This is a genomic window from Microbulbifer sp. ABF4_107, assembly GCF_056312215.1.
In genome coordinates this window covers 1,646,259-1,669,939 of the sequence record NZ_CM149983.1, presented here as the reverse complement: position 1 = coordinate 1,669,939, position 23,681 = coordinate 1,646,259, and the positions used below count along the sequence as shown (strand labels likewise).

Here is a 23,681-nt window from a genome sequence, read left to right as displayed (position 1 = left end):
GGTACTCAACGTTGGTCTGAAAGGGACATTGCAGCTTCTGGTGCACTACAGACCGATCAGTTTCGACGGCACCTGAGGGTTCTGCTAATCTTCGCTCCAAATTTGTGATCACGTTTTCGGGCGGTTGCCGCTTCAGGGCTGTCCATGACTACAAGGAATCGCCATGCCTGGTCCTCTTTCCCACCTGAAAGTTCTCGATCTCAGCCGTATTCTCGCCGGTCCCTGGGCCAGTCAGGTATTGGCGGATTTCGGTGCTGAGGTCATCAAGGTTGAACGCCCGCACAAGGGTGATGATACCCGGCACTGGGGTCCTCCCTACCTCAAGGACTCCAAAGGACAGGACACCGACGATGCCGCCTACTATCTCAGCGCAAACCGCGGCAAAAAGTCCATTACCGTGGATATCACCCAGGCCGCCGGCCAGAAGCTGATCACGGAACTGGCGCAGCGGTGCGACATCCTGCTGGAGAATTACAAGGTAGGCGGGTTGGCGAAATACGGTCTCGATTACGACGCCATCCGCCAGATCAATCCGCGCATTATCTACTGCTCGATCACCGGCTTTGGACAGACCGGTCCCTACGCCAGGCGTGCCGGTTACGATGCCATGATCCAGGGTATGGGTGGTCTGATGAGTATGACTGGCGTGCCCGAGGGGCAACCCGGTGCCGGCCCTCAGAAAGTGGGGGTCGCGGTGGCGGATCTGATGACCGGGATGTATGCGGTCTCGGGGGTTTTGGCCGCGGTGATTCACCGGGATCAGACCGGCGAGGGACAGCACATCGATCTGGCGCTGCTCGATACACAGGTGGCGTGGCTTGCCAATCAGGCACAAAATTATCTGACATCCGGCGTCAGCCCGGAGCGCCAGGGCACCGCGCACCCGAACATCGTTCCCTACCAGGCGGTACCCGCGAGCGACGGCTATTTTATGCTGGCGGTCGGTAACGACAGCCAGTTCCAGAAGTTCTGCCAGATTGCGGGGCTGGATGAGCTCGCCGCAAACCCGGCTTATGCCACCAATCGCGACAGGGTGAAAGCCCGCGATACGCTGGTACCCCTGATCGAATCGGCAACCGCCAGCAAACCCGCAGCCTGGTGGCTGGAGCAGTTGAGTGCCGCCCACGTGCCCTGCGGGCCTATCAATAACCTGCAGCAGGTATTTGCGGATCCGCAGGTAATGGCGCGGGGTATGGTGGTTGAGCAGCCGCATCCCCAGGCCGGCAAGGTGCGCACGGTGCGCAACCCCCTGGAGTTCTCTGCATCACCGCTGCAATACCAACAGGCGCCGCCGACCCTTGGCGAGCATACCCAGGTTGTACTGGAAGCCGAGCTGGGCCTGTCGCCGGGTGAGATTGAAGATCTGCGCGCACAGGGGGTTATCTGACGCGGCTCGTTTGATCGCTGCTTCGAGGGGCGCCTTTCTATCGAAGTACGCCGGTCGACGTGTGCCTATTTGCGCCAATATAAAGAGCGTTGCGCCACAGGCCGTGTAGGTTTAGACGACTGCGCTAGTATCACAGCAATAAAGCTAACAGCACAAAATAAGGAAACTGTGCATGAGCGCGATATTGCTGATGGTACTCGGCCTGGGTGGCATGGCTGCGGGCTATTATTTCTATTCGCGCTTTATTGCCGAGCGCATTTACCGGTTCGACCCTGACTTCATTACCCCGGCGCACGAATTTGAAGACGGTGTGGACTATGTGCCCACCAACAAATTTGTACTCTGGGGCCACCACTTCACCTCAGTTGCCGGTGCCGCGCCGATTGTGGGTCCGGCAATTGCCGTTATCTGGGGTTGGCTGCCCGCGTTTCTGTGGGTCGTCTTCGGCACCATCTTCTTTGCCGGGGTGCACGACAGCGGTGCTATCTGGGCCAGCGTGCGCAATCGGGCGTTGTCGGTAGGTTCCCTGACCGGGCACGTGGTCGGCAAGCGTGCTCGCAGCATCTTTATGATCGTGATTTTCCTGGTGCTGCTGATGGTCAACGCCGTGTTCGGGGTGGTGATCGCCGGGCTGTTGATCGACAACCCGGGCTCGGTAGTGCCAATCTGGGGGGCAATCGCGGTAGCGCTGGTCATTGGCCAGCTGATTTACCGGTTCAAATTCAATCTCGCGCTGGTGTCCCTGTTCGGGGTGATAGCCCTGTATGCGCTGATTTATGTCGGCCCTTCGGTGCCGGTTTCTTTGCCGGAAACGGTGGTGGGTCTTTCCAGCAAAGCCGCGTGGATTCTGATTCTGTTTGCCTACGCCGCGGTCGCCTCTCTGTTGCCGGTATGGGTGCTGCTGCAACCGCGGGATTACATCAATGGCCTGCAGCTGTTCGTCGGGTTGATCTTGTTGTATTCCGCGGTGCTTATTGCGAGCCCGGAGCTTGTGGCACCGATGATCAATCACCAGGTGCCGGAGGGCGCGCCACCCTTGATACCCCTGTTGTTCGTTACGATTGCCTGCGGTGCCATCTCCGGATTTCACGGACTGGTGGCTTCCGGCACCACGTCCAAGCAATTGAATAAAGAAACCGATGCGCGCTTTGTGGGGTACTTCGGGGCGATCGGCGAGGGCGCGTTGGCGCTGGCAGCGATTATTGCAGCCTGTGCGGGGTTTGCGTCTCTGGGTGATTGGCAGGCCGTATACAGTGCCTTTGGCCAGGGTGGCGTGCAGGCCTTTGTGGACGGCGGCGCGGCCATTCTCAATCAGGGGGTGGGTATTGATGCGGCGGTTTCCGGCACCATGCTGACGGTGATGGCGGCGCTGTTTGCCGGCACCACCATGGATACCGGCTTGCGCCTGCAGCGCTATATCTTCCAGGAGTTTGGGGAGATTTACGGCATCCGCTGGCTCGGGAAGCCTTTGCCGGCCACGATGATGGCGGTGGCCTGCTGTGTGTTGCTGGCATTCGGTGCAGGGGGCGCGGACGGCTCCGGTGGACTTCTGATCTGGCCGTTGTTCGGCACCACCAATCAGTTGTTGGCGGGGCTCACGCTGCTAGTGATTTCGGTGATGCTGGTGCGTTTGAATCGTCCGGTCTGGCTCACTCTGGTTCCACTGGTCTTTCTGTTGCTGATGACGCTGGCCGCACTGCTGATTCAGCTAAATGAGTTTTACCAGAAAAAAGACTGGTTCCTGCTGAGCCTGGACCTTGTGGTACTCGTCGCTGCAATGCTCGTGACACTGGAATGTGTTTCGGCATTTAAAAAGCCGGCCGCAGAAATCGGTGGCGAAGAGCTGTGATACACGTGCACTGATCTGGCGATAAACGGAAACCTCTGAGGAGGGTGTAACCATGGATGGCGAAAACAAGTCTGGGCTACCGAGAAACCTGAAGCTGGTGTTCCGTCGTATCAGCGCTCAGCTGGATGTCTATTACAGCGCGCCTTATCGCAGTGCGCTGGCGCGGGCGGCGCGGGATGAGGAAGATCTGTTTATGCTGCTGATCTACGCCGAGTCCCTGGGTATTCCCAATCCCGTCAGTTTTTACACCCTGGAATTGCAGCCGCAAATGCTGGAGCGATTTCATCAGTGGCACCGGCGTATGGGGATGGAGCGTTCGCCATTGGATGAAATGCGTTGCTGTTAACCAAAGAGCCCATGACCCGATGACAATATCGATCGACCTGGAACACTTACTACGCCGCAAACTGATCATGGTGGGCGGCAAAGGTGGGGTTGGCAAAAGTACGATGGCGGCCACTCTGGCGACGATCGCCGCCGGTCGCGGGCTGAAGACGTTACTGGTATCCACCGATCCCGCGCACAATCTCGGTGACCTGTTTGGGTGTGAAATCGGCTCTGCCGGATGCGAGATTCCCTGGAGCGCCGGAAACCTGCATGCGCTGGAGATTAATCCGGAGTTCGCGCTGGAAAGGTATCTCGAGTCTGTGCGGCAGCAGATGCTCCCGCATGTGGCCGTGGCATTGCGTGGACAGCTGGAGAAACAGTTGCACCTTACCCGCCACTCTCCCGGAGCGGAAGAAGCGGCGCTTCTGGATGAAATCACGCGGTTGATTCAGAATCGCGATGAATTTGATTTGATGATCTTCGATACGGCACCAACCGGCCATACCCTGCGGCTGCTTTCCCTGCCCGTGGTTATGTCGGCATGGACAGAGGGGCTTGTTGCGCAGAAAGAGCGCGCTGGGCGTTTTCGGGATGTGCTCGGGAAGTTTGCCGGCACTGTAGAGACGCCGAATCAGGCCGTGAGCGCGCAACTGGCGCCGCTCGTGGAGCGTCAGGCGCGTTTTCGGGAGTCCGCGAATGCGCTCAAAGACCCGCAACTCAGCGCGTTTGTGTTTGTCATGACAGCGGAAATGCTTCCGTTGAACGAAACCCGGCGAGCGGCGTTAGCGCTCAAGAACAGCGGGATTCCGGTTGCCGGTCTTTTGCTGAACCGGTTACTACCGGAAGAGGCCGCAGAGATTCCGTTTTTGCGGGGTGCCTGGGAGTGCCAGCAGCGAGTACTCGGTCAAATAACGGAACAGTTAGGCGGGTTGCCCAGCCTGGCATTACCGATGACAGGAAACGTTCTGCAGGGCAGGGAAGGGCTGCAGTGGTTGGCTTCACAACTGGTGAAAGCGTCAGAATCTGGCGGCCGGATGCAAAAACAGCCCGGCAGTGAAACTGTCGGGCTGTTATAGAGGCTCGCCGCTTACTTACGCAAGGTAAGTTATGCGAGTGCGCGACGGCGATGAATCGGCAGGGGCTGATCTACCGCAGACTGATAGCTGTCCGTGAAATCCTGCATGGACTCCAACAGTCCTGCCAGAGGCTGTTCGCCCTGGAAAGCAAAGCTGTTGAAGCCACAGCGGGTCAGGTAGGTCAGCTGGTCGCGGATAAAATTACCCACCGCACGCAGTTCGCCGGTAAAACCATAGCGCTGGCGCAACAGGCGGCCGGCGGTGAATGCACGGCCATCGGTGAACGCGGGGAAGTGAGCGGCGATCAGCGGCAATTCGCTGGCGTAGTCGCCAATCAGGTCTGCGGTTTCGTCGCTGTCCAGCCACACACCGATTTCGTCCTTGCGGCCCGCTAGATCTTCACGCAGTTCCAGCCACACGCTCAAGGGCAGAATCACCTTGCCCGGTGCGAGGCTGCTCGCGCTGATCTCTTCATCGCCGCCCAGCGGCAACAGATTCCATTCGTTTTCGACAACCGCGCCGTCAACAATCAGTTGCGCCGGGTTTTCAGGTTGCGCGCCTACCGGCTTTTTCGCGGAGAGGTTAGCTGGCTTTGGCATATACACGCTCCTTGAATGGCTGCAGCCCGATGCGGTTGTAGGTGTCGATAAAGAACTCTTCCGGCTGACGGTTCTCTACGAACACATCGAGAATCTTGCCGATGGTCTCCGGCATTTCATCGCGGGAGAAGCTGGGGCCGAGTACTTTACCCAGGCTGGCTTTCTCATTGGAGCTGCCGCCCAGCTGAACTTGGTAGAACTCTTCGCCTTTCTTGTCGACGCCGAGAATGCCGATATGGCCAATATGGTGGTGGCCGCAGGCGTTCATACAACCGGAGATATTCAGGTCCAGGTCACCCAGGTCGTAGAGGTAATCCAGGTCGTCAAACTTGCGCTGGATGGCTTCCGCAACGGGAATGGATTTGGCATTGGCCAGGGAGCAGTAATCGCCACCCGGGCAGCAGATCATATCGGTCAGGGTGCCGATGTTCGGGGTGGCAAAGCCGTGTTTGCGGGCCTCCTGCCACAGGTCGAACAGCTTTTCCTGCTCCACGTCTGCCAGAACCACATTTTGTTCGTGGGTTACGCGCACTTCGCCGAAGCTGTATTTGTCGGCGAGATCGGCGATGGCTTCCAGTTGGCGATCGGTAACGTCGCCCGGTGGAATACCGGTAGGCTTGGTGCTCAGTGTGACGGCCTGGTAGCCGTTTACGCGATGGGGGAAAGTATTGCGTTCGAGCCAGCGGGCGAACGCCTTGTCACCACCGGACTGATCGCGCAATACCGCTTCACCATGGCCTTCACTGAAGGACTTGTACGCGGGCTCCGGGAAAAACCGCTTGGACCACTCGATCACTTCCGGTGTCAATTCTTCGACGCCGTCCTTGATCTGTTCCCACTCCGCTTCCACACGGCGACCGAACTCTTCCGCGCCCATGGCCTTTACCAGAATCTTGATGCGCGCCTTGAACTTGTTGTCGCGGCGGCCCAGCTGGTTATACACGCGAACGATCGCTTCAAGGTAGGAGAGCAAGTGGGTCTCCGGCAGGAAGTCGCGGATCGCAACGCCAATGATCGGGGTGCGGCCGAGGCCGCCGCCGACGAATACCTGGAAGCCGGTTTCGCCTTTGTCGTTCCTGACGATCTGTACACCGATATCGTGGGCGCGAATGGCCGCACGGTCTTCTTCAGCGCCACATACCGCAATTTTGAATTTGCGTGGCAGGAAGGCGAATTCCGGGTGGAATGTGGACCACTGGCGAATCAATTCGCAGTAGGGGCGAGGGTCGATCAATTCATCGCGGGCGATACCGGCGAACTGGTCCGTGGTGGTGTTGCGGATACAGTTACCACTGGTCTGCACCGCGTGCATTTCTACTTCCGCGAGCTCCGCGAGAATATCGGGCACATCTTCCAGGTTTGGCCAGTTGAGCTGGACGTTCTGGCGGGTAGTGAAGTGCGCATAGCCCTTGTCGTACTTGCGGGTGATGTGCGCCAGTCGACGAACCTGGCTGCTGTTCATTAGCCCGTAGGGCACCGCGATGCGCAGCATGGGTGCCAGTCGCTGAACATAGAGGCCATTTTGCAGGCGCAAAGGCAAAAATTCTTCTTCGCTCAGTTCACCGGCGAGATAGCGTTCGGTCTGGCCGCGAAACTGGGCCACCCGTTCCCGGATCAGCTTGTGGTCCTGTTCGTCGTATCGATACATAAGAGCTTGATTCCATTACTTTTTTGCGCTGGTCTCACAGCGCCCAGAGGGTCTTCTGGAGCCTATCTATGACCCTGAGTGGCGCATAACATACCAGCCGCCTTATACAAAAAATAACAATTTTTTTCGCTACCTTAGTAACCGCCGGTTATAAGTAGCTCGCCCGTGTATAACTGGCGAAATACTGCACGGTTGCACCCCGCGTGGGGATTTGATCTACTTGAGAAACCGCGCTTTTTAGCGGTGCTGCTACCTTTAAAACAATAATGATTTCTTGAGAGACGGAGTATTCCGATGAACGATCAAGCAGTAAGAGATGTAGTAGTTGTATCCGACGATAGCGATAACGTTGTAGACGCCATTGCGGCGGTGGCACTGGTGGCCATCTTTGTCGCTACCTGTATTTACTGGGTTGCCTCACAGGGCTAAGGCCCGGGCTCCCCAGAAAATAACCCTTTACCTGAGTGTCTCTTTTTATAAGAGCAGGATAGGTATTTGCGAATGATTCTTTTTACTGGCGGCGTTCGGGTCGCCGGCGATGTTCTATTGGTTTTACGGTTTGAGTCGCAGGACTAGCGCTAAAGCTGTAAATACAATTGAGAATTATTATCCGATCTTGCCCGGCAATTTTTGCTTATTGCTCAGCCCATATTGCTCAACACGGTTTTCACCACCAGCACCAGCGTTAGTACAAACAGTGCGGTGAAAATAATTCCGGCAGCAATATAGGCCTTGAAGCTTCCGCCTTTGAAATCCCGCTCGCGGTTTTTACTCGACTGCACGCCAATCGCCGCGGCGAGGGTGCTGAGCACTACCTGGCCGAATGAGGGTTTCTTGTCGTTATTTTCCATAATCCTCTCCACACATCTTGGTTTAGGAGCCTGCTTACAGACTCCTGCAGAGTAAGTGGTTAGCGAACGTAAGTCAGTCCTCGAGATTCGGGCGCAGCCAGCGTTCCAGTTCCTCAACGCTCATTTCCTTGCGCTCGGCCAGGCTTTCCAGCTGATCCCGGGAAATCTTGCCCACATTAAAATACTTTGACTCCGGGTGTGCAAAGTACCAGCCACTCACTGCGGCGGCGGGCATCATGGCGAAACTGGAAGTCAGCTCCATCCCTGCGTTTTCTTCCGCATTCAACAGTTTGAACAGGGTGGCCTTTTCCGTGTGGTCGGGGCAGGCGGGGTAGCCGGGAGCGGGGCGGATACCGCTATAGCGCTCCTTGATCAGCTCTTCGTTGCTAAGGGTTTCTTCCGGCTGGTAGCCCCAGTAGTTTTTGCGGACTTCCCGGTGCAGGTATTCGGCAAGGGATTCCGCCAGTCGATCCGCCAGTGCCTTGACCATGATTGCGCTGTAGTCGTCGTGCTTGGCCTCGTACTCCGCGGCCAGTTCGTCGGCGCCAATGCCGGTGGTTACCGCAAAGCCGCCGACATAATCTTCGACACCACTACCGACGGGCGCGATAAAGTCGGCCAGCGAGCGACACAGGCCATCGCCACCGCGCTTTTGCACCTGCTGGCGCATCTGGTGCAGGCGGGCGCGCTCGGTGGTGCGGCTTTCATCGGTGTAGACCACGATGTCGTCGCCGTCCGCATTGGCCGGCCACAGGCCAAACACCGCACGGGCTTTCAGGCGCTTGTTGTCGATGATATCGGCGAGCATGGTCTGCGCATTTTTGAACAGATCCGTTGCGGCCTCGCCGACCACTTTATCGTTCAGGATCGCCGGGTATTTACCCGCGAGATCCCAGGAGATGAAGAAGGGCGTCCAGTCGATGGTGTCGACCAGTTTTTCCAGCGGGAAATCGTCCAGTACGGTAAGGCCCGGCTTGTTCGGAACGACTGGCTTGAAGTTTGCCCAGTCGAACTGCGGGCCTGCCTTCAAGGCGTCGGGGTAAGTCAGGCGCGGGTCATTGCGTTTGCGGTTGGCGGTACGCTCGCGCACTTTTACGTACTCTTCCTGCACGCTTTTGATAAAGCCGGGACGCAGCTCGTCGGACAGCAGGTTGCTGGCAACACCCACCGCACGGGAGGCGTCTGCTACATAGACCACCTGGTTGCGTTTGAATTGCGGTTCGATCTTCACTGCCGTGTGTGCCTTGGAGGTGGTGGCGCCGCCGATCAGCAGGGGAATATCAAAACCCTGCCGTTCCATTTCCGCGGCCACGTGTACCATCTCATCCAGAGAAGGCGTAATCAGGCCGGACAGGCCGATGATATCGCAGTTCTTTTCTTTCGCGGTTTGCAGAATGGTTTCCGCAGCCACCATTACGCCGAGATCGATCACCTCGAAGTTATTACAGGCCAGCACCACGCCCACAATATTTTTGCCGATATCATGCACATCGCCTTTTACCGTGGCCATCAGAATGCGGCCGTTGGGTTTGCTGTCTGCAGTTTTCTCGGCTTCGATATACGGCTGCAGGTAGGCCACCGCCTGTTTCATAACACGGGCGGACTTCACCACCTGTGGCAGGAACATCTTGCCCTCGCCAAACAGGTCGCCAACCACGTTCATGCCGTCCATCAGCGGACCTTCGATCACATCCAGTGGACGTGTGGAGGCAGCGCGGGCTTCTTCGGTATCTTCTTCGATGAAATTGTTGATGCCTTTTACCAGCGCGTGCTCCAGGCGTTTCTTTACCGGCCACTGGCGCCAGGCCAGATCTTCCTTGCGCTCGGCAGTACTGCCATCGCCGCGGTATTTTTCTGCGATATCCAGCAGGGCTTCGGTGGCTTCATCGTTGCGATTGAGAATTACATCCTCCACCTTGTCCCGCAGTTCGTCCGGCAGGTCGCTGTAGACCTCCAGCATACCCGCATTGACGATGCCCATATTCATGCCGGCTTTTACCGCGTAATACAGGAATACGGAGTGGATAGCTTCGCGCACCGGGTTGTTGCCGCGGAAGGAGAAGGATACGTTGGAGACACCACCGGAGACATTGGCACCTGGCAGGTTCTGGCGAATCCAGCGGGTGGCTTCGATAAAGTCCACCGCGTAGTTGTTGTGCTCTTCGATACCGGTGGCGACGGCGAAGATGTTCGGGTCGAAAATAATATCCGTCGGGTTGAAGCCGACCTTGTCCACCAGCACGTCGTAGCTGCGCTTACAGATTTCAATCTTGCGTTCGAAAGTGTCCGCCTGGCCGTTTTCGTCAAAGGCCATCACCACCACGGCGGCGCCGTAGCGCAGGCACAGGCGTGCTTTCTCGATAAACTCCTCTTCACCTTCCTTCAGGCTGATGGAGTTGACGATGGGTTTGCCCTGGATGCACTGCAGGCCAGCCTCGATGACCTCCCATTTGGAGGAATCCACCATAAACGGCACCTTGGCGATTTCCGGTTCGGTGGCGCACAGATTGAGGAAGCGGCGCATGGCGGCGACGGAATCCAGCATCGCCTCGTCCATGTTGAAGTCGATGACCTGAGCCCCGTCTTCCACCTGGGTGGCGGCGATCTGCAGGGCGGTATCGTAATCCTCTTCCATGATCAGGCGCTTGAAGCGCGCAGAGCCGGTGACGTTACAGCGCTCGCCCACGTTCACGAACAGGGCGTTTTCATCGGCCACATAGGGCTCAAGGCCGGAGAGGCGCAAGGCCGGTTTGATCTCGGGCAACTTGCGCGGTGGCAGATCGGCCACGGCATTGGCAATCGCACGGATGTGGTCGGGCGTGGTGCCGCAGCAACCGCCGAGAATATTCAGGAAGCCGGCCTCTGCGAACTCTTTTACGATCGCCGCAGTTTCTTCCGGAGTCTCGTCGTACTCGCCGAATTCGTTCGGCAGGCCCGCATTGGGGTGGGCGGATACGTATCCTGCGCAGACGCCGGACAGTGCTTCCACATAGGGGCGCAATTCGGTGGCACCGAGGGCACAGTTCAGACCGACGGAGAGCGGTTTGGAGTGGGCGATCGAGTAGTAGAAGGCTTCGGTGGTCTGGCCGGACAAGGTGCGGCCAGAGGCATCGGTAATGGTGCCGGAGATCATGATCGGCAGCTCGAAACCGCGCTGGTCAAATACTTCCTGTACCGCGTAGATAGCCGCCTTGGCATTCAGGGTGTCGAAGATGGTTTCGATCAGGATCAGGTCCGAGCCGCCGTCGATCAGCGCGTTTGTGGACTCGATATAGTTCTCGACCAGCTCGTTGAAGGTCACATTGCGCGCGCCCGGATCGTTTACATCCGGCGAGATACTGGCGGTGCGGGATGTCGGGCCCAGGACACCGGCAACAAAGCGCGGCTTCTCCGGTGAGGAGAGGGCGTCAGCGGCGCGGCGGGCGACCTGGGCGGCTACCCGATTCAGTTCCGGCACCAGGTCTTCCATGTCGTAGTCGGATTGGGACAGACGGGTGGCGTTGAAGGTATTGGTTTCGATAATGTCGGCACCGGCTTCCAGGTATTCCCGGTGCAGGCGCTCGATCAGATCCGGCTGCGTCAGTACCAGCAGGTCGTTGTTACCCTTGATATCGGAGGGGTAGTCGGCAAAGCGCTTGCCCCGGTAATCCGCTTCCTCCAACTTCTCCTGCTGGATCATGGTGCCCATACCGCCGTCCAGGATCAGGATGCGCTCGCCCAGGGCGGCGTACAGCTGTTTAAGACGTTGATCGCGGGACTGCTCAGACATGGGTTTTCCTTAAACCGGGGACCAAAAGGGCGGCAATCTTAGCACAATTGCCCCAAGTCTCAGGCTTCTCAGTCACGTCTTAAGATCATGTATTTATGGCAACGGAACCAAAGGTTATAGCGTTGCTCACACTACACTCAGGTTCTGCAAATTCATCGCTCAGCAAGGAGTACACCGTGAAGATACTGATGGTGCTCACATCCCATGACCAGCTCGGTGATACGGGACAGAAAACGGGGTTCTGGCTGGAAGAGTTTGCCGCTCCCTATTATGTCTTTGTGGATGCGGGGGCCGATGTGACCCTCGCGTCGCCAAGGGGCGGGCAGCCGCCGCTGGACCCCAAGAGTGACGCAGAGGATGCCCAGACGCTCGCCACCAAGCGCTTCAGGGGCGACCCCATTGCCAAGGCTGCGTTGGCGGATACCCGCTCACTGGACGAAGTCGATGCGGAAGGTTTTGATGCGCTGTTCTTTCCCGGTGGTCACGGCCCTCTCTGGGATCTCGCCGAAGATCAGCGGTCTATCGCACTCATTCACGGGTTCCAGCGCGCGGGGAGGCCGGTTGCTGCTGTCTGTCATGCCCCTGCGGTGTTTCGGCACACTGTGTCGGAAAACGGTGAGCCGCTGGTGCGCGGTCGCAAGGTTACCGGCTTTAGCAACAGCGAAGAGGCGGGGGTGGGTTTGACGGAGGTGGTGCCGTTTCTGCTGGAAGATATGCTGAACCAGCACGGCGCGCATTACTCCAAGGGCGAGGACTGGCAGAGTCATGTGGTGACCGATGGGTTACTGATTACCGGCCAGAACCCGGCCTCATCCGAGGCCACGGCGCGGTCGTTATTGGGCGCATTGTCTGCCTAGTGGTCCATGCGGAAAGTTGTGTAACTGTTCGCTTCGCCAAAGTGCCCAGCTCTGCGTTGAGAAAGCTTGAAATAGAACCACTATTCCTGCGCTTTCTCGCCTTGATCTGAACACTTTGGCTGTGCTCCTTAGTTACCGAACTTTCCGCATGGACCACTAGCCGGTATTGTCGGCTATGTGGTTGGCTTTACTTGCAGGGTTTAGCGCGTAGAATACCCGACCGCAGAGCTCGGTTATTTCGGGCCTGTTTGTGGAAGCCCTGAGATTTGAGAAGGTCTATGTCAGAACAGTCGTCAGAATTGAACGTCACCATCACGGAATCTGCCCAGGAATACCTGCGCGACCTGCTGGCCAAGCAGGACTGCGAGGGTATCGCCATCCGTATGTTCGTATCCAATCCGGGTACTCCGAACGCGGAAACCTGCATCGCCTACAGTCGCCCCGGCGAGGAGAAAGAGGGCGATCTGGAAATGCAGCTGGATGGGTTCAAGGCCTACTTTGAAGGGCGAAGCATCCCGTATCTGGATGAAGCGCGAGTCGATTACTCCTCCGACAAAATGGGCGGTCAGCTCACCATCCGCGCCCCCAACTCCCGCATGCCCAAAGTCACCGATGACAGCCCCATCGAAGACCGTATCAACTACGTGCTGTACAGCGATGTAAACCCGGGCCTGGCTTCGCACGGCGGCCAGGTGAGCCTCGTGGAAGTGACCGAAGATATGTATGCGGTTTTGAAATTCGGCGGCGGCTGCCAGGGTTGTGGCATGGTGGATATGACGCTGAAAGAGGGCGTTGAGAAAACCCTGAAGGAGAAAGTGCCGGAACTGGCAGGTGTGAAGGATATTACCGACCACACCGACAAATCTCAGGCCTACTATTGATTAGACTTTTCAGGTCAGATAAAAAACGCGGCTTTGGCCGCGTTTTTTGTTTCTGCATTTCCTTCTGCCTTTTATTCTGAAAGGCTATCTATCCATTCATGCGCTTTTTGGTTTTATTGGTCGCCTGTGCCGTTGCCGGGTCATCGGGCCAGAAGTGTTTCTGGTATTTGATGCGCAATTCCTTTTTTACTTCGTGATAGGTGTTTGCCCAGAAGCTTGCCAGGTCGCGAGTGACTTGCACCGGGCGCTGTGCCGGCGAGAGCAGGTGAATCATCAGTGGATAGCGGCCGTTGAGGATTGTCGGTGTTTGGGCGAGACCAAACATTTCCTGCAGGCGAACTGGCAGTACAGGGGGTGACTCGGCATATTGAATGGCAATGCGGGAGCCACTTGGTACCGTCAAATGGGAGGGGGCCAGCTGATCCAGTTTTTGCTGGGTGGGCCATTCCAGTTGTGCAAGCAAAATGGCCTGCAAGTCCAGTTGTTTGAGTTGGTCGAGTTTATTCAGTCCTTGCATATGGGGGAGCAACCAGCGTTCCATGGATTGGAGCAGGGCGATTTCATCCCAATCCGGCAGCTCATCTGCATCTATCAGGTCGGGATGTTCTGACTGTAGTGATTTTAGAAATCGCACTCGCGCAATAAGATTTTCACTTTCATCGTTCCACGGCAGAGTGCGCAATCCTTGCTGCCGGATCGCATCAAGTAATGCGCGGCTGAGCATTTCCGGTGAAAACTTTCGGGCCGGCTTGTCCTCAAGTACCAGCTTTCCAAGCCGGGTTTGTTCGCTGGCAATAGCGCGTCCGGCCTGTTCATCCCAGCGCACCGCGGTTTCCCGGACGATCTGATCTCGGCAATAGGTGAAAAGCGCATCGGCGGAAATTTGCGCGGCCAATTGAATACGCGCGTCACGCCCCTGGCCATCGAGATCAGCGACAACCAGATAATCCGCATGCGCCAGTTCGTCGTCGTGGGAAAAGTGTGCCCCTCGACCATTGGATAGCAGAAAACGTCGTTCGCGATCGTGCCGGTTTTGTGCAATTCGATCCGGGTAGGCGTGGGCGAGCAGTACCCCGGTGGTATCCAGATAGTCCGGAGTTACGCGCGTGCCAGTGTCGCTTTTCGGAAATTGCGCGTGCCAGGCTTTCGCCTGTTGCCGTATGCGGTGCACGGAACCCTGGTCTGCGCGAGCGTTGTTCCGATCTCCGGTCACCACGTCCAGGCGCTTGCGTATGTCCCTGTCCCAGCGTTGCTCGCCGCGGAAAATATCACGCTCGGAAAGTAGTGCCGCGATCAGACTGGCTTCTCGGCCGAGCCCCAGCGTGTTGCCGCAAAGCATCATGTGGGCCAGTCGCGGATGCGCCCCGAGTCTGAGCATTGCCTCGCCGTGCTCGGTGATGCGCAGGTTGTCATCCAGTGCCCCAAGCTCCTGCAGCAGCGCCCTGGCTTGAGCGGTAGGACCTGGTGGTGGCAGATCAAGCCAGCGCAGTTCCGCGGTATCCGTGACGCCCCATTGAGCCAGATCCAGCATCACTGGCGCCAGGTCACTGAGGAGTATTTCCGGAGCACTTTTTTTCGCCATGCTCCGCTGGGTCGATTCACTCCACAGGCGCAGGCTGTGACCCGGGCTGAGGCGACCGGCACGACCTGTGCGCTGTGTGGCAGACGCCTGGGAAATCTGGGTTGTCACCAGGCGGTTCATGCCGGTGTTTGGGTCAAACCGGGATTCCCGCATCAAGCCAGAATCCACCACCAGACGGATACCCTCGATCGTAATGGATGTTTCTGCGACGTTGGTGGCCAGTACAATTTTGCGCTTGCCGTCGGGGCAGGGGGCGATGGCCGCGTCCTGCTGTTGCTTGTTCAGATCGCCGTAAAGCGGCGCAACCGTGATGTGCGCGTTTCCGGCAAATGCGTTGTTTAGTGCTTCCTCAACCGCACGAATCTCCCGTACGCCAGGTAAGAACGCCAACAGACTGCCATCTTGTTGCGCCATCAGCTCCTGAATCTTGCGGCTGACCAGTGCTGGGAGCTGGCGTGCATCCTGCGGCACTTCGCGATGAGGCAGGTACTCGATTTCCACGGGAAAGGCGCGCCCCTCGCTGGTAATAACGGGGGCATCGCCGAGCAGGCTGGCCACGGCATCTGCGTCCAGTGTTGCCGACATCACCAGCAACTTGAGGTCCTCCCTGAGCACTTCCTGAGCCTGTAGACAGAGTGCCAGTGCCAGGTCCGCCTGCAAGTTGCGCTCGTGAAATTCGTCGAAAATTACCAGTGCGGTGCCCGCGAGTTCCGGGTCGGACTGCAGGAGCCGAGTGAGAATACCTTCGGTAACCACCAGGATTCGGGTGTTATCGCTGGCTTTACGCTCTCCGCGAATCTGGTAGCCGATGGTTTTGCCGAGGGGTTCCCCCAGAATATCGGCCATGCGGGCGGCGGCGGAGCGCGCTGCCAGTCGCCGCGGTTCCAGCATGATGATCCTGCGGTCTTTCAGCCACGAGGATTTGAGCAGTGCCAATGGGACCGCGGTGGTTTTACCGGCCCCGGGAGGGGCCTGTAATACGATATTTGGATGTTCGGTCAGGCTCTCCAGCAGGGCTGGCAGTACGTCCTGGATGGGTAATTCTTTCATGGCGCGATTATACCGGTCCGGAGATGGGTGGAGGAGGGCAGGCGCAATCAGATGGTTGACAGTGTCACCTTTATTTTTTATTGTTGATAGTGTCAATCAAATTTCATCCGCCCGACTCTGGGCAGAGGTCGAAGCGGTTTGGTGAAGAATTTTCGTGAGCGCAATCTATGAGTGAATCAACACTGAGCGACAATCTGCATCGCTTGATGCACGGCTATCGCAGTCGCCTGCGCGAAGAGGTGTCGCGGCGGGATCTCGGGTTGCCGATCACCCATATCCGTGCACTCAAGGGGATCTGCCGCAACCCGGAATCCACCGCGCAATCCATTGCCCAGCGCATGCAGCGCGACAAGGCCCAGATAACGCGCGTGTTGAAGGAGCTGATTGCAGAGAAGCTGATTGAGAAGCGTCCAAATCCGAATGATGGGCGGAGCCATCTCCTGTTCCCAACCGAGCAGGGCGAGGCGGTTCTGGCCGAACTGATGACGGCGGAACAGGAAACAGCGAAGGCGATGACGCGCAGCCTGAGTACACGCGAGCTCTCCCAGTTTGCCGATCTCACCGCGCGAATGGTGGCAAATCTCTCGAAAGAATCTGAAGGAGGTCGATAGTATGTCCAGACCCGCACCACGCCTATTGGAGGTTATACAGACCCGTTTTATCACACCAAACATGTTGAGAGTCACATTGGGCGGTGAAGGTATCTTGGGGTTTCCGGCGGACCAGGAGAGCGCGTATATCAAACTGCTGTTCGAGCAGGGCGAAGGCCAGAAACCGCTGATGCGCACGTACACCATCCGCAATCAGCGCGAAAATGAAATCGATGTGGACTTCGTCGTGCACGATCACCCGGGGCCGGCAGGCAGCTGGGCGCTGGGCGCAAAACCGGGCGACCGCATACTGGTTGGAGGTCCCGGGCCTAGGAAGCTGATCAACCCCACCGGCGACTGGTTTTTACTTGTCGGCGATATGACCGCGCTGCCCGCAATCAGTGTGAACCTGGCGCTACTACCGAATACGGCACAAGGTATTGCGGTGATTGAAATAGCGAGTGAGGCGGATCGCCAGTCTCTTTCATGTCCGCCCGGCGTCGACATCGTCTGGGTGGTGTCTTGTAACCCGTCCTCGCCGGGCGAGGCGTTGTTCGATGCGGTAGCCGAATTGCCGTGGGGTGGAGGTGTGCCGTCTGTCTGGTGTGCTTGTGAATTCTCCAGCATGCGGCGGTTTCGTGCGTATTTTCGAGAGGGGCGCGCGACAGATCCGAAGCTTCGGTATATTTCCAGCTACTGGAAATATGGCCTGAGTGAAGATCAGCACAAGATCGTAAAACGTGAAGATGAATCGACAGTGGCAGTACTTTAACGGGGAGCGCGAAGATCCATGGAAAAATCATTCTGGCTGGAGAAGTGGCGCAAAAATGAAATTGCTTTTCATAACAGTGAAGCGCATCCACTGCTGGTGAAACACCTTCACCGGCTGAAACTTGAAAAAGGCGACCGCCTTTTCCTGCCACTTTGCGGAAAGACGCTGGATATAGGCTGGCTGCTCGGTGAGGGGTACCGCATAGTCGGGGCAGAGCTGAGTGAATCTGCAGTGATTCAGCTCTTTGAGCAATTGGCAATGACTCCTCAAATCGAGGAGCTCGGAGAACTGAAGAAATACTACGGTGACGGTGTCGAAGTATTTGTTGGTGATATTTTCGAACTTGCGGAATCATCCCTTGGGGCGGTCGACGGTATCTACGATCGGGCGGCGCTCGTGGCTCTGCCGGATTCCATGCGCAGTGAATACGCCGATCACCTGATCAAGATTACCCGGGCGGCGCCGCAACTATTGATCAGTTTTGATTACGATCAGAATCAGTTGCCGGGACCACCGTTCTGTGTGAATGACTCGGCCATTCGTGCCTTGTATGAAGCTGGTTACCGTGTCGAGAAAGTTGACTCTGTGCCGGTGGAAGGGGGGCTGAAGGGCAAGGTTGCAGCAGATGAGGTGGTCTGGATGCTGGAGTTCTGATGGAGAAAGCCCCGCAGGGCGCGACCTGAAGACAGCATCTGCTGCGTTACAGCTCTTGTAAAGGGCTAGCCATTCACTGCGAGCTGCGCCTACCAGCTACTGCCTTCAGGTCACGCTGCGGCATTACGGACTTGATCAGAGGTTCCCTAACCCTTAATGTGAGGGAAACACTTTTCTGGCAAAAGAATAAAAATATGCTGGATGATTGGATTCTGCCTATTGGATTTTCCTGTTTTTTGATGGCTTCTCTGGTAGCGATAGTGTCGCCGTCAAAAAACCTTCCCTGGACCTTGCGCCTGTTCCTGTTCATTTTGGGGTCGGCGGCTCTGCAGATGTCACTGGTTCGCTATGGCATGGCGGAAAGATTCACCGGGCTGATTTTTCTGATGGACCCGCTGGATATAGCTTTTGCACCCTTGGCCTACCTGTATCTGCGCAACCTGAATGGCCGGTCGATGCACCCATTACTGGTCGCTGCACATTTCATTCCTTCCCTGATTGCCATTCTCGCAACGGTGCCATTCTGGCTCAGTGATGCAGTAAACAAACTCAGTTACTACCGAACCAGCCTGGAATTCAGTAACTGGCAGTGGCCGTCCGATGAGGGTACGGTCTGGGTGATTCTCATTCAGCTCCTTGTCTATTCACCTTTTGTGCTTGTCGAATATCACCGAAGAGTGCGCCAGTACGACGGGCAGGTGCCTTTGCACCGACCCTGGTTGCACTACTTTGTTGGTTCCTACTACTGCCTGTGGTTGTTGATCGGGACACTCGCACTCATGCAGTTTGAGGTGTCATTGCGGCACGTGCTGCTACTGGGTTTGATCGCGTTTGTGATCAGCTTTGTCGCAATTCTTATACGTGAACCAAGTTCCATTTCTGGTGAGACGGACGTCGAGCGTGTTCGGCAATCGTGGCGGTATTCCGTTGCCAAAGACAGCCTCGCTGCCCTGGCGGACAGATTGCATCAATATATGCGGATTACTCGTTGTTATCTGGATTCCGATCTGTCGCTTGAGACTTTAGCGAAGGACCTGAACACCCAGCCAGCAAAGCTGACGAAAATGTTCAGCCGCCACCTCGATATCGGGTTTTACGACTACATCAACGGGTACCGGGTAAAGGCCGCCAAGCAGATGCTTGCCGATCCCGAAATGCGCGCCCGCTCTGTTACAGACATCATGCTGGCCAGCGGCTTCAGCAGTAATTCCGTGTTCTATGCGAACTTCAAGGCCGACACGGGTATGACGCCTGCCCAGTTCCGGAAAAGAGGGCATTTGAAAGTCCCCGAAACCGTACTCGCCTGTATTTGATCGTTTCTTGGTGTTTTACAAACAATTGATTTCATTGAAGAAAATATTCTTCCGTCAAAAGTTTGCCACACGAAGGAAATACCAAAACCTGTCTCATATCGTTTTCTCACCCATAGCGAGGTGATGAGGAGAACGATAATGAAAATGTTATTTGCGGGCGTGGTATGTGCCGTGGCACTGGGCTGCGGTAAAGCTGTGGCATATAGCTGCGGGGATACAGACGTCATTTACAACCTGTATGACATGATGTCAGAAATTCAGAGTGAAAATGGCCCCGGAACCATCGGACCGCGAAGGCTGGTTACCAATCAGACTTCTGAAATTGTGGCCTTTACCGACAAGCGGTTTATTCAGCCACACGCCCTCGATGTCGATCAAATTACCATTAAATTTACCAAGGAACACGGCACCTGGCTTGGTGGCGGAGTCGTTGAAGTGGTGTGTGCCACAGACGAGAACGGAAACGTACAGAAGCTGGATGAGGTCAAATTCAGCGGCGGGCGCCGCAACATTGGCGACGAGGTGATCAAGTCTTACAGCGGCCTGAAGGGCAAGCGACTATCGATTCACGCGGTGGGCATCGGTGCGGTCGGCAGTGCGCGTATTCGATTCGACTTGCTGCGCAATCCGGCAGAAGGTCAGCCGTGGGTACCTGATACGAGCGCGCCGGCAGGGCCTGTGCCCGGTTTTGCCGATGTTCACGTGCATCAGACCGCGGATCTCGCGTACAGCAAGGGGTGGTATTGGGGGAGCCACCAGCCCGGTGATCTTATGACGCAGGTCACTATGTGTAGCGGGGACAACCATGGCACCCTGGAGCCGCTGGGAATCGAAATTCATGAGCTTGGCAAGGCGCATCTCGGCGAAACCAGTGGATATCCTGATTTTATCAACTGGCCGCGCTGGAACGACATCAAGCACCAGCAGGTCACATCTGAATGGTTAAAAGATGCCCACGAGCGGGGGCTGACGTTGATGGTTGCGTCCGTTGTTGCCAACCAGACGCTTGCCGCGGGTATGATCGCGTCCGGAAACCATGATAACCGTATCGCTCCCTTCGATATGGAGTCCGTCCGGCACCAGATCACCGAGCTGAAAAAAATGGACGATTCGGAAGACTGGTTTGAAATCGTACTCGATCCTTGGCATGCCCGTCGTGCGATCGCTGAAGGGAAACTGGCGGTAGTGCTTGCCATTGAAGCGAGCAACCTGTTTCCCGAATCCGACGGCCCCTGGCGTGAGCAGCTGTACGATGTATACGATATGGGTGTGAGGGCGCTGCAGATCGCGCACCAAACCAACAACGATTTTTCCGGAGCCGCGTACCACCAGGATATTTTCGAGATCGTTACCCAGTTGAAGGCCTGGTATACCGGGGATGTGGAGTACGCAGAGGCCAGTGATGGAGTCCATAACGACATCGGCATGAGTGCGCGCGGATACGAGCTCTTGGACGAAATGATCCGACTAAACATGATCATCGACATGGCGCATCTACCGCTCAAATCCCAGCGCGAGATTTATCAGGTCGTATCCCAGAATCACAACTACTACCCATTGTTTAACTCCCATACGCGCATCGACGAACTGCTGTATCAGGAAGATCGAGATATTCTGAATGAACACGTCACTACCGATGAGACTTTGGAGTTTTACCGGGCGACCGGCGGTGTCATTGGTTTGCGCACCGGTCTCCAGCGAATGAAGGATTACCCGGCGTCGGGCGTGGCGAATAACTGCGACGGATCTTCGCGATCAATTGCCCAGTTCTATCGATACGCTGCTGATCGCGGGGTGAAAACCGCGTTTGCTTCCGACTTCAACGGATTTATCGAAATGAACCCTCCGAGATTTGGTGCCGATGCCTGCGCAACCGCGCCGGATGAGTCCACCCGGTTAGCACAGGCTGAAGCCCAGGGAGCGGCGGATCCGTACTGGCCGGATTATGTACAGGAATACAACGAGAAAGGCACAGCGCACATCGGTTTGTTACCCGCACTGCTTTGGGATTTGAATGAGGTGGGGGCGGACGTAACCGACCTCGCGACATCGTCGGAGTCCATGGTGGCAATGTGGGAGCGAATCTACGATCCCGCGCGACAAATGGTGCAGTAGCCAGCGAGCCGGATTGTGCACGCCCGAGGGTGAGGGCCGCCAATAAGGCGGCCCTTATGGGCTCCCGCGAGTCACCGGGTATAGTATTGCCCTCGTGATTGATTTGATTACCGGTGTCGGATTTTCTACGTCCGTGATTATTCTGGGACCGTTCACCGTGCTCTACGACGTGATGGGTGGTATTCGCGGGGTTATCTATTCCGATGTGGTACACCTACACTGGCTCTACTGGTGATTATTGCGAGCTAGCTTGCCAACCTACTAGTCCGCAGTTTTCGGCGCACTCAGCGCCTTACTGTAAAAACCGGAAGTGTCAAAACAGCAAACCCGCTTTTTTCCTTCTGCGAGCATACTGCAAGCATCCTGAATACGTTTCGTACGGGTTTTCGCCTGTTTGGCGGATTCGACCCAGTGAATCCAGTCGATACGGGCGATGGTCGTTGTAGCATCCCAGGTCGCCTGGGACTGTGGTGAGGCGGTTAGTGCTTGTTTCAGATCTGCAGGTACCTCTGGCTCGGGTTCCTGTTCTACTGCTTCAATCTCAAATTCTGCAATATCACCGTGAACTGCGCCAGCGGATTCCATTAAGTCTTTATCGATCTTCAGCCAATGGCTCTTTTTCCCGTCGGGCTCGAGGACCGCTCGAAATTCGTGGCCGTTGATGGAGCCGTCGACACTGGTGCGTCCGCGCCTCGGAAGGGTCGCGCTGACTTCACCCGGAAGAATTACGAAGGCCCAGTTTTCAGCACCTTCCGAGCTTTTCGGGCGCAGTAGTTTTTCGGAGAACTCAGTCAATACTGATTGCTTGGACACTTGGAATTTCCTTCCGGTGGCTCGATTCCCGCTTAAATTATACGTTCAGTTTCGGCAATACAAATGATTTTGTATTGGTGGCAAGCGGATCTAGGGCCCGGCATTGGCATTCAGTTCCTTCTGCGCATTTTATTGGTTGTGTTCACTGTGAATCTGGAAGAACCGCGCGGATGGACTACCTGATAAATTGGCGTGCGCTAGATGTTTTTGGGTCTAGATTGTATATGCGCGTGATCCCGTATGTTTATAAACAAAAAAGGCCGGCAATGCCGACCGTTTTTTGAAAGGGAAACGCGATTTATGCTGGATTTTACCCCATGCGCTCCTTCAACGGATTGCGCAGCTGTTCTGCCATATTCAGTAGCAGGGATTCAGTAGTTTCCCAGTCAATGCACTTGTCTGTGACAGACACACCGTACTCCATTTTACTGCGGTCTTTATTGATCTTCTGGTTGCCGGCCTTGAGGTTGCTTTCCACCATGATGCCGATAATGGACTTGTTTCCGTCCAGAATCTGGTGGGTCACATTGTCGACCACCAGCGGTTGCAGCTCGTGGTTTTTGTTGGAGTTGGCGTGGCTGCAGTCGACCATGATATTTGGCACCAGACCGGCGGCTTCCAGTTCCTTTTCACACATGGCAACGCTGACGGAGTCGTAGTTTGGCTTGTCATTACCGCCGCGCAATACCACATGGCCGTATTTGTTGCCGGCGGTGTGGATGATGGCGACCTGGCCTTCTTTGTTGATACCCAGGAAGCGGTGCGGATTGGCGGTGGACTGGAGAGCGTTGATGGCCACTTCCAGGCTGCCGTCGGTGCCGTTCTTGAAGCCCACAGCGGAGGAGAGACCACTGGCCATTTCCCGGTGAGTCTGGGATTCAGTGGTACGAGCGCCGATGGCGGACCAGGAAATCAGATCCTGCAGGTACTGCGGGGAGATGGGGTCCAGAGCCTCGGTGGAGGTGGGCAGACCCAGCTCGGCGATATCCAGCAGCAATTTACGGCCGATATGCAGGCCGTCTTCGATCTTGAAGGAGTCGTCCAGGTGCGGGTCGTTGATCAGGCCCTTCCAGCCCACGGTGGTACGGGGCTTTTCAAAATACACACGCATTACGATCAGCAGGGTGTCAGAGACCTTGTCCGCCAGCGCCTTGAGGCGCTTGGCATAATCGATGGCCGCATCTACGTCGTGAACGGAACAAGGGCCGATCACAACCATCAGGCGGTGGTCTTTGTGGTCCAGAATGTCGCGCACTGCGGCGCGTCCGGCGGCTACTGAGGCTTCGGCAGCTTCGCTGACGGGCAGTTCCGATTTCAGCGCTTCCGGGGTAATCAGGATGTCCTGGGAGACGACGTTCAGGTCGTCGAACTGCTGCGTGGTCATGGTTAATTCACTACTTTTCGATAATTTTTTACGCGTCCGTGCCCGCAGGGCGTGCGCTGCGGGGCAGTTATGCTACCTAGTGGTAGGGAGCAGGGCTAGGGTTTCATTTGAAACAGTTTTAGGTGTCACGGCTTTCGAGTCGGAGCGCAATACCTGTCATTTAA

At 56.5% G+C, this 23,681-nt stretch carries 20 protein-coding genes; 13 read left to right on the top strand and 7 right to left on the bottom strand.

Translation table 11 applies throughout. From position 1 onward, the window contains the following. Positions 1-163 precede the first annotated feature (163 nt). The 4 genes from ACYX4K_RS06855 (at position 164) to ACYX4K_RS06840 (ending at position 4,639) form a co-directional block, all read left to right on the top strand. Complete coding sequence (locus ACYX4K_RS06855; RefSeq protein WP_475092869.1) at positions 164-1,387, top strand: CaiB/BaiF CoA transferase family protein; 1,224 nt, start codon at positions 164-166, stop codon at positions 1,385-1,387. Positions 1,388-1,559: 172 nt separating this feature from the next. Beyond that, the gene (locus ACYX4K_RS06850) at positions 1,560-3,236 is read left to right on the top strand and encodes a carbon starvation CstA family protein (RefSeq protein ID WP_475092870.1); all 1,677 of its coding nucleotides are present in this window, start codon (positions 1,560-1,562) and stop codon (positions 3,234-3,236) included. A gap of 52 nt (positions 3,237-3,288) precedes the next feature. Continuing rightward, positions 3,289-3,582: a cory-CC-star protein gene (locus ACYX4K_RS06845; protein ID WP_475092871.1), complete on the top strand. Its 294-nt coding sequence runs from the start codon at positions 3,289-3,291 to the stop codon at positions 3,580-3,582. Between the two features lie 19 nt (positions 3,583-3,601). Further along, the gene (locus tag ACYX4K_RS06840; protein WP_475092872.1) at positions 3,602-4,639 is read left to right on the top strand and encodes an ArsA family ATPase; all 1,038 of its coding nucleotides are present in this window, start codon (positions 3,602-3,604) and stop codon (positions 4,637-4,639) included. Between the two features lie 29 nt (positions 4,640-4,668). Here the strand turns inward: ACYX4K_RS06840 and ACYX4K_RS06835 are convergent, their stop codons facing one another. Together ACYX4K_RS06835 and ACYX4K_RS06830 are read right to left on the bottom strand one after the other, a co-directional pair. Next, the gene (locus ACYX4K_RS06835) at positions 4,669-5,238 is read right to left on the bottom strand and encodes a DUF934 domain-containing protein (protein WP_475092873.1); all 570 of its coding nucleotides are present in this window, start codon (positions 5,236-5,238) and stop codon (positions 4,669-4,671) included. Beyond that, complete coding sequence (locus tag ACYX4K_RS06830) at positions 5,222-6,886, bottom strand: nitrite/sulfite reductase (protein ID WP_475092874.1); 1,665 nt, start codon at positions 6,884-6,886, stop codon at positions 5,222-5,224. The genes ACYX4K_RS06835 and ACYX4K_RS06830 overlap by 17 nt, the downstream gene beginning before the upstream one ends. A gap of 294 nt (positions 6,887-7,180) precedes the next feature. On the opposite strand from ACYX4K_RS06830, the gene ACYX4K_RS06825 reads away from it, so the two are divergent. Continuing rightward, a complete protein-coding gene (locus ACYX4K_RS06825; RefSeq protein ID WP_475092875.1) occupies positions 7,181-7,315 on the top strand; it encodes a hypothetical protein in 135 nt (44 codons plus the stop codon). 212 nt (positions 7,316-7,527) lie between these two features. On the opposite strand, the gene ACYX4K_RS06820 is transcribed toward ACYX4K_RS06825, so the two are convergent. Together ACYX4K_RS06820 and metH are read right to left on the bottom strand one after the other, a co-directional pair. Next, positions 7,528-7,737, bottom strand: a complete 210-nt coding sequence (locus ACYX4K_RS06820) for a DUF2970 domain-containing protein (RefSeq protein WP_475092876.1) — start codon at positions 7,735-7,737, stop codon at positions 7,528-7,530. 73 nt (positions 7,738-7,810) lie between these two features. Continuing rightward, positions 7,811-11,506 carry a methionine synthase gene (metH, locus tag ACYX4K_RS06815; protein WP_475092877.1) on the bottom strand — a complete coding sequence of 1,232 codons (3,696 nt, stop codon included), beginning with the start codon at positions 11,504-11,506 and terminating at the stop codon, positions 7,811-7,813. 176 nt (positions 11,507-11,682) lie between these two features. Between metH and ACYX4K_RS06810 the strand changes: the two genes are divergently transcribed. Both ACYX4K_RS06810 and nfuA read left to right on the top strand, forming a co-directional pair. Then, positions 11,683-12,363, top strand: coding sequence for a type 1 glutamine amidotransferase domain-containing protein (locus ACYX4K_RS06810; protein WP_475092878.1), 681 nt, complete (start codon positions 11,683-11,685; stop codon positions 12,361-12,363). Positions 12,364-12,641: 278 nt separating this feature from the next. Next, a complete protein-coding gene (gene nfuA, locus ACYX4K_RS06805) occupies positions 12,642-13,244 on the top strand; it encodes a Fe-S biogenesis protein NfuA (RefSeq protein ID WP_475092879.1) in 603 nt (200 codons plus the stop codon). Between the two features lie 88 nt (positions 13,245-13,332). Here nfuA and hrpB read toward each other — a convergent pair whose 3' ends face one another. Continuing rightward, a complete protein-coding gene (gene hrpB / locus ACYX4K_RS06800; protein ID WP_475092880.1) occupies positions 13,333-15,876 on the bottom strand; it encodes an ATP-dependent helicase HrpB in 2,544 nt (847 codons plus the stop codon). Between the two features lie 167 nt (positions 15,877-16,043). Between hrpB and ACYX4K_RS06795 the strand changes: the two genes are divergently transcribed. The 6 genes from ACYX4K_RS06795 to ACYX4K_RS06770 all read left to right on the top strand — a co-directional run bounded on the left by ACYX4K_RS06795 (position 16,044) and on the right by ACYX4K_RS06770 (position 21,555). After that, positions 16,044-16,487 (top strand): MarR family winged helix-turn-helix transcriptional regulator, encoded by a 444-nt coding sequence (locus ACYX4K_RS06795; protein WP_475092881.1) that lies wholly within the window; start codon positions 16,044-16,046, stop codon positions 16,485-16,487. Between the two features lies 1 nt (position 16,488). Then, positions 16,489-17,238, top strand: coding sequence for a siderophore-interacting protein (locus ACYX4K_RS06790; RefSeq protein ID WP_475092882.1), 750 nt, complete (start codon positions 16,489-16,491; stop codon positions 17,236-17,238). Positions 17,239-17,256: 18 nt separating this feature from the next. Next, positions 17,257-17,892, top strand: coding sequence for a thiopurine S-methyltransferase (tmpT, locus tag ACYX4K_RS06785; RefSeq protein ID WP_475092883.1), 636 nt, complete (start codon positions 17,257-17,259; stop codon positions 17,890-17,892). Positions 17,893-18,086: 194 nt separating this feature from the next. Next, positions 18,087-19,205 carry a helix-turn-helix transcriptional regulator gene (locus ACYX4K_RS06780; protein WP_475092884.1) on the top strand — a complete coding sequence of 373 codons (1,119 nt, stop codon included), beginning with the start codon at positions 18,087-18,089 and terminating at the stop codon, positions 19,203-19,205. 138 nt (positions 19,206-19,343) lie between these two features. Further along, the gene (locus tag ACYX4K_RS06775; RefSeq protein ID WP_475092885.1) at positions 19,344-21,320 is read left to right on the top strand and encodes a membrane dipeptidase; all 1,977 of its coding nucleotides are present in this window, start codon (positions 19,344-19,346) and stop codon (positions 21,318-21,320) included. Positions 21,321-21,405: 85 nt separating this feature from the next. Continuing rightward, a complete protein-coding gene (locus tag ACYX4K_RS06770) occupies positions 21,406-21,555 on the top strand; it encodes a sodium:solute symporter family transporter (RefSeq protein ID WP_475093944.1) in 150 nt (49 codons plus the stop codon). Between the two features lie 26 nt (positions 21,556-21,581). On the opposite strand, the gene ACYX4K_RS06765 is transcribed toward ACYX4K_RS06770, so the two are convergent. Together ACYX4K_RS06765 and ACYX4K_RS06760 are read right to left on the bottom strand one after the other, a co-directional pair. After that, a complete protein-coding gene (locus tag ACYX4K_RS06765) occupies positions 21,582-22,133 on the bottom strand; it encodes a YdeI/OmpD-associated family protein (protein WP_475092886.1) in 552 nt (183 codons plus the stop codon). 310 nt (positions 22,134-22,443) lie between these two features. Continuing rightward, positions 22,444-23,517, bottom strand: a complete 1,074-nt coding sequence (locus ACYX4K_RS06760; protein ID WP_475092887.1) for a 3-deoxy-7-phosphoheptulonate synthase — start codon at positions 23,515-23,517, stop codon at positions 22,444-22,446. Positions 23,518-23,681: the final 164 nt, after the last annotated feature.

Excerpts from the sequence above, each read along its gene's own strand:
- ACYX4K_RS06820 (WP_475092876.1), bottom strand. The coding sequence starts at position 7,737 with ATGGAAAATAACGACAAGAAACCCTCATTCGGCCAGGTAGTGCTCAGC.
- ACYX4K_RS06830 (WP_475092874.1), bottom strand. The coding sequence starts at position 6,886 with ATGTATCGATACGACGAACAGGACCACAAGCTGATCCGGGAACGGGTG.
- hrpB (WP_475092880.1), bottom strand. The coding sequence starts at position 15,876 with ATGAAAGAATTACCCATCCAGGACGTACTGCCAGCCCTGCTGGAGAGC.
- ACYX4K_RS06825 (WP_475092875.1), top strand. The coding sequence starts at position 7,181 with ATGAACGATCAAGCAGTAAGAGATGTAGTAGTTGTATCCGACGATAGC.
- ACYX4K_RS06780 (WP_475092884.1), top strand. The coding sequence starts at position 18,087 with ATGCTGGATGATTGGATTCTGCCTATTGGATTTTCCTGTTTTTTGATG.
- ACYX4K_RS06790 (WP_475092882.1), top strand. The coding sequence starts at position 16,489 with ATGTCCAGACCCGCACCACGCCTATTGGAGGTTATACAGACCCGTTTT.
- ACYX4K_RS06775 (WP_475092885.1), top strand. The coding sequence starts at position 19,344 with ATGAAAATGTTATTTGCGGGCGTGGTATGTGCCGTGGCACTGGGCTGC.
- ACYX4K_RS06840 (WP_475092872.1), top strand. The coding sequence starts at position 3,602 with ATGACAATATCGATCGACCTGGAACACTTACTACGCCGCAAACTGATC.
- ACYX4K_RS06760 (WP_475092887.1), bottom strand. The coding sequence starts at position 23,517 with ATGACCACGCAGCAGTTCGACGACCTGAACGTCGTCTCCCAGGACATC.
- ACYX4K_RS06835 (WP_475092873.1), bottom strand. The coding sequence starts at position 5,238 with ATGCCAAAGCCAGCTAACCTCTCCGCGAAAAAGCCGGTAGGCGCGCAA.
- ACYX4K_RS06845 (WP_475092871.1), top strand. The coding sequence starts at position 3,289 with ATGGATGGCGAAAACAAGTCTGGGCTACCGAGAAACCTGAAGCTGGTG.
- ACYX4K_RS06855 (WP_475092869.1), top strand. The coding sequence starts at position 164 with ATGCCTGGTCCTCTTTCCCACCTGAAAGTTCTCGATCTCAGCCGTATT.
- metH (WP_475092877.1), bottom strand. The coding sequence starts at position 11,506 with ATGTCTGAGCAGTCCCGCGATCAACGTCTTAAACAGCTGTACGCCGCC.
- ACYX4K_RS06795 (WP_475092881.1), top strand. The coding sequence starts at position 16,044 with ATGAGTGAATCAACACTGAGCGACAATCTGCATCGCTTGATGCACGGC.
- nfuA (WP_475092879.1), top strand. The coding sequence starts at position 12,642 with ATGTCAGAACAGTCGTCAGAATTGAACGTCACCATCACGGAATCTGCC.
- ACYX4K_RS06850 (WP_475092870.1), top strand. The coding sequence starts at position 1,560 with ATGAGCGCGATATTGCTGATGGTACTCGGCCTGGGTGGCATGGCTGCG.
- tmpT (WP_475092883.1), top strand. The coding sequence starts at position 17,257 with ATGGAAAAATCATTCTGGCTGGAGAAGTGGCGCAAAAATGAAATTGCT.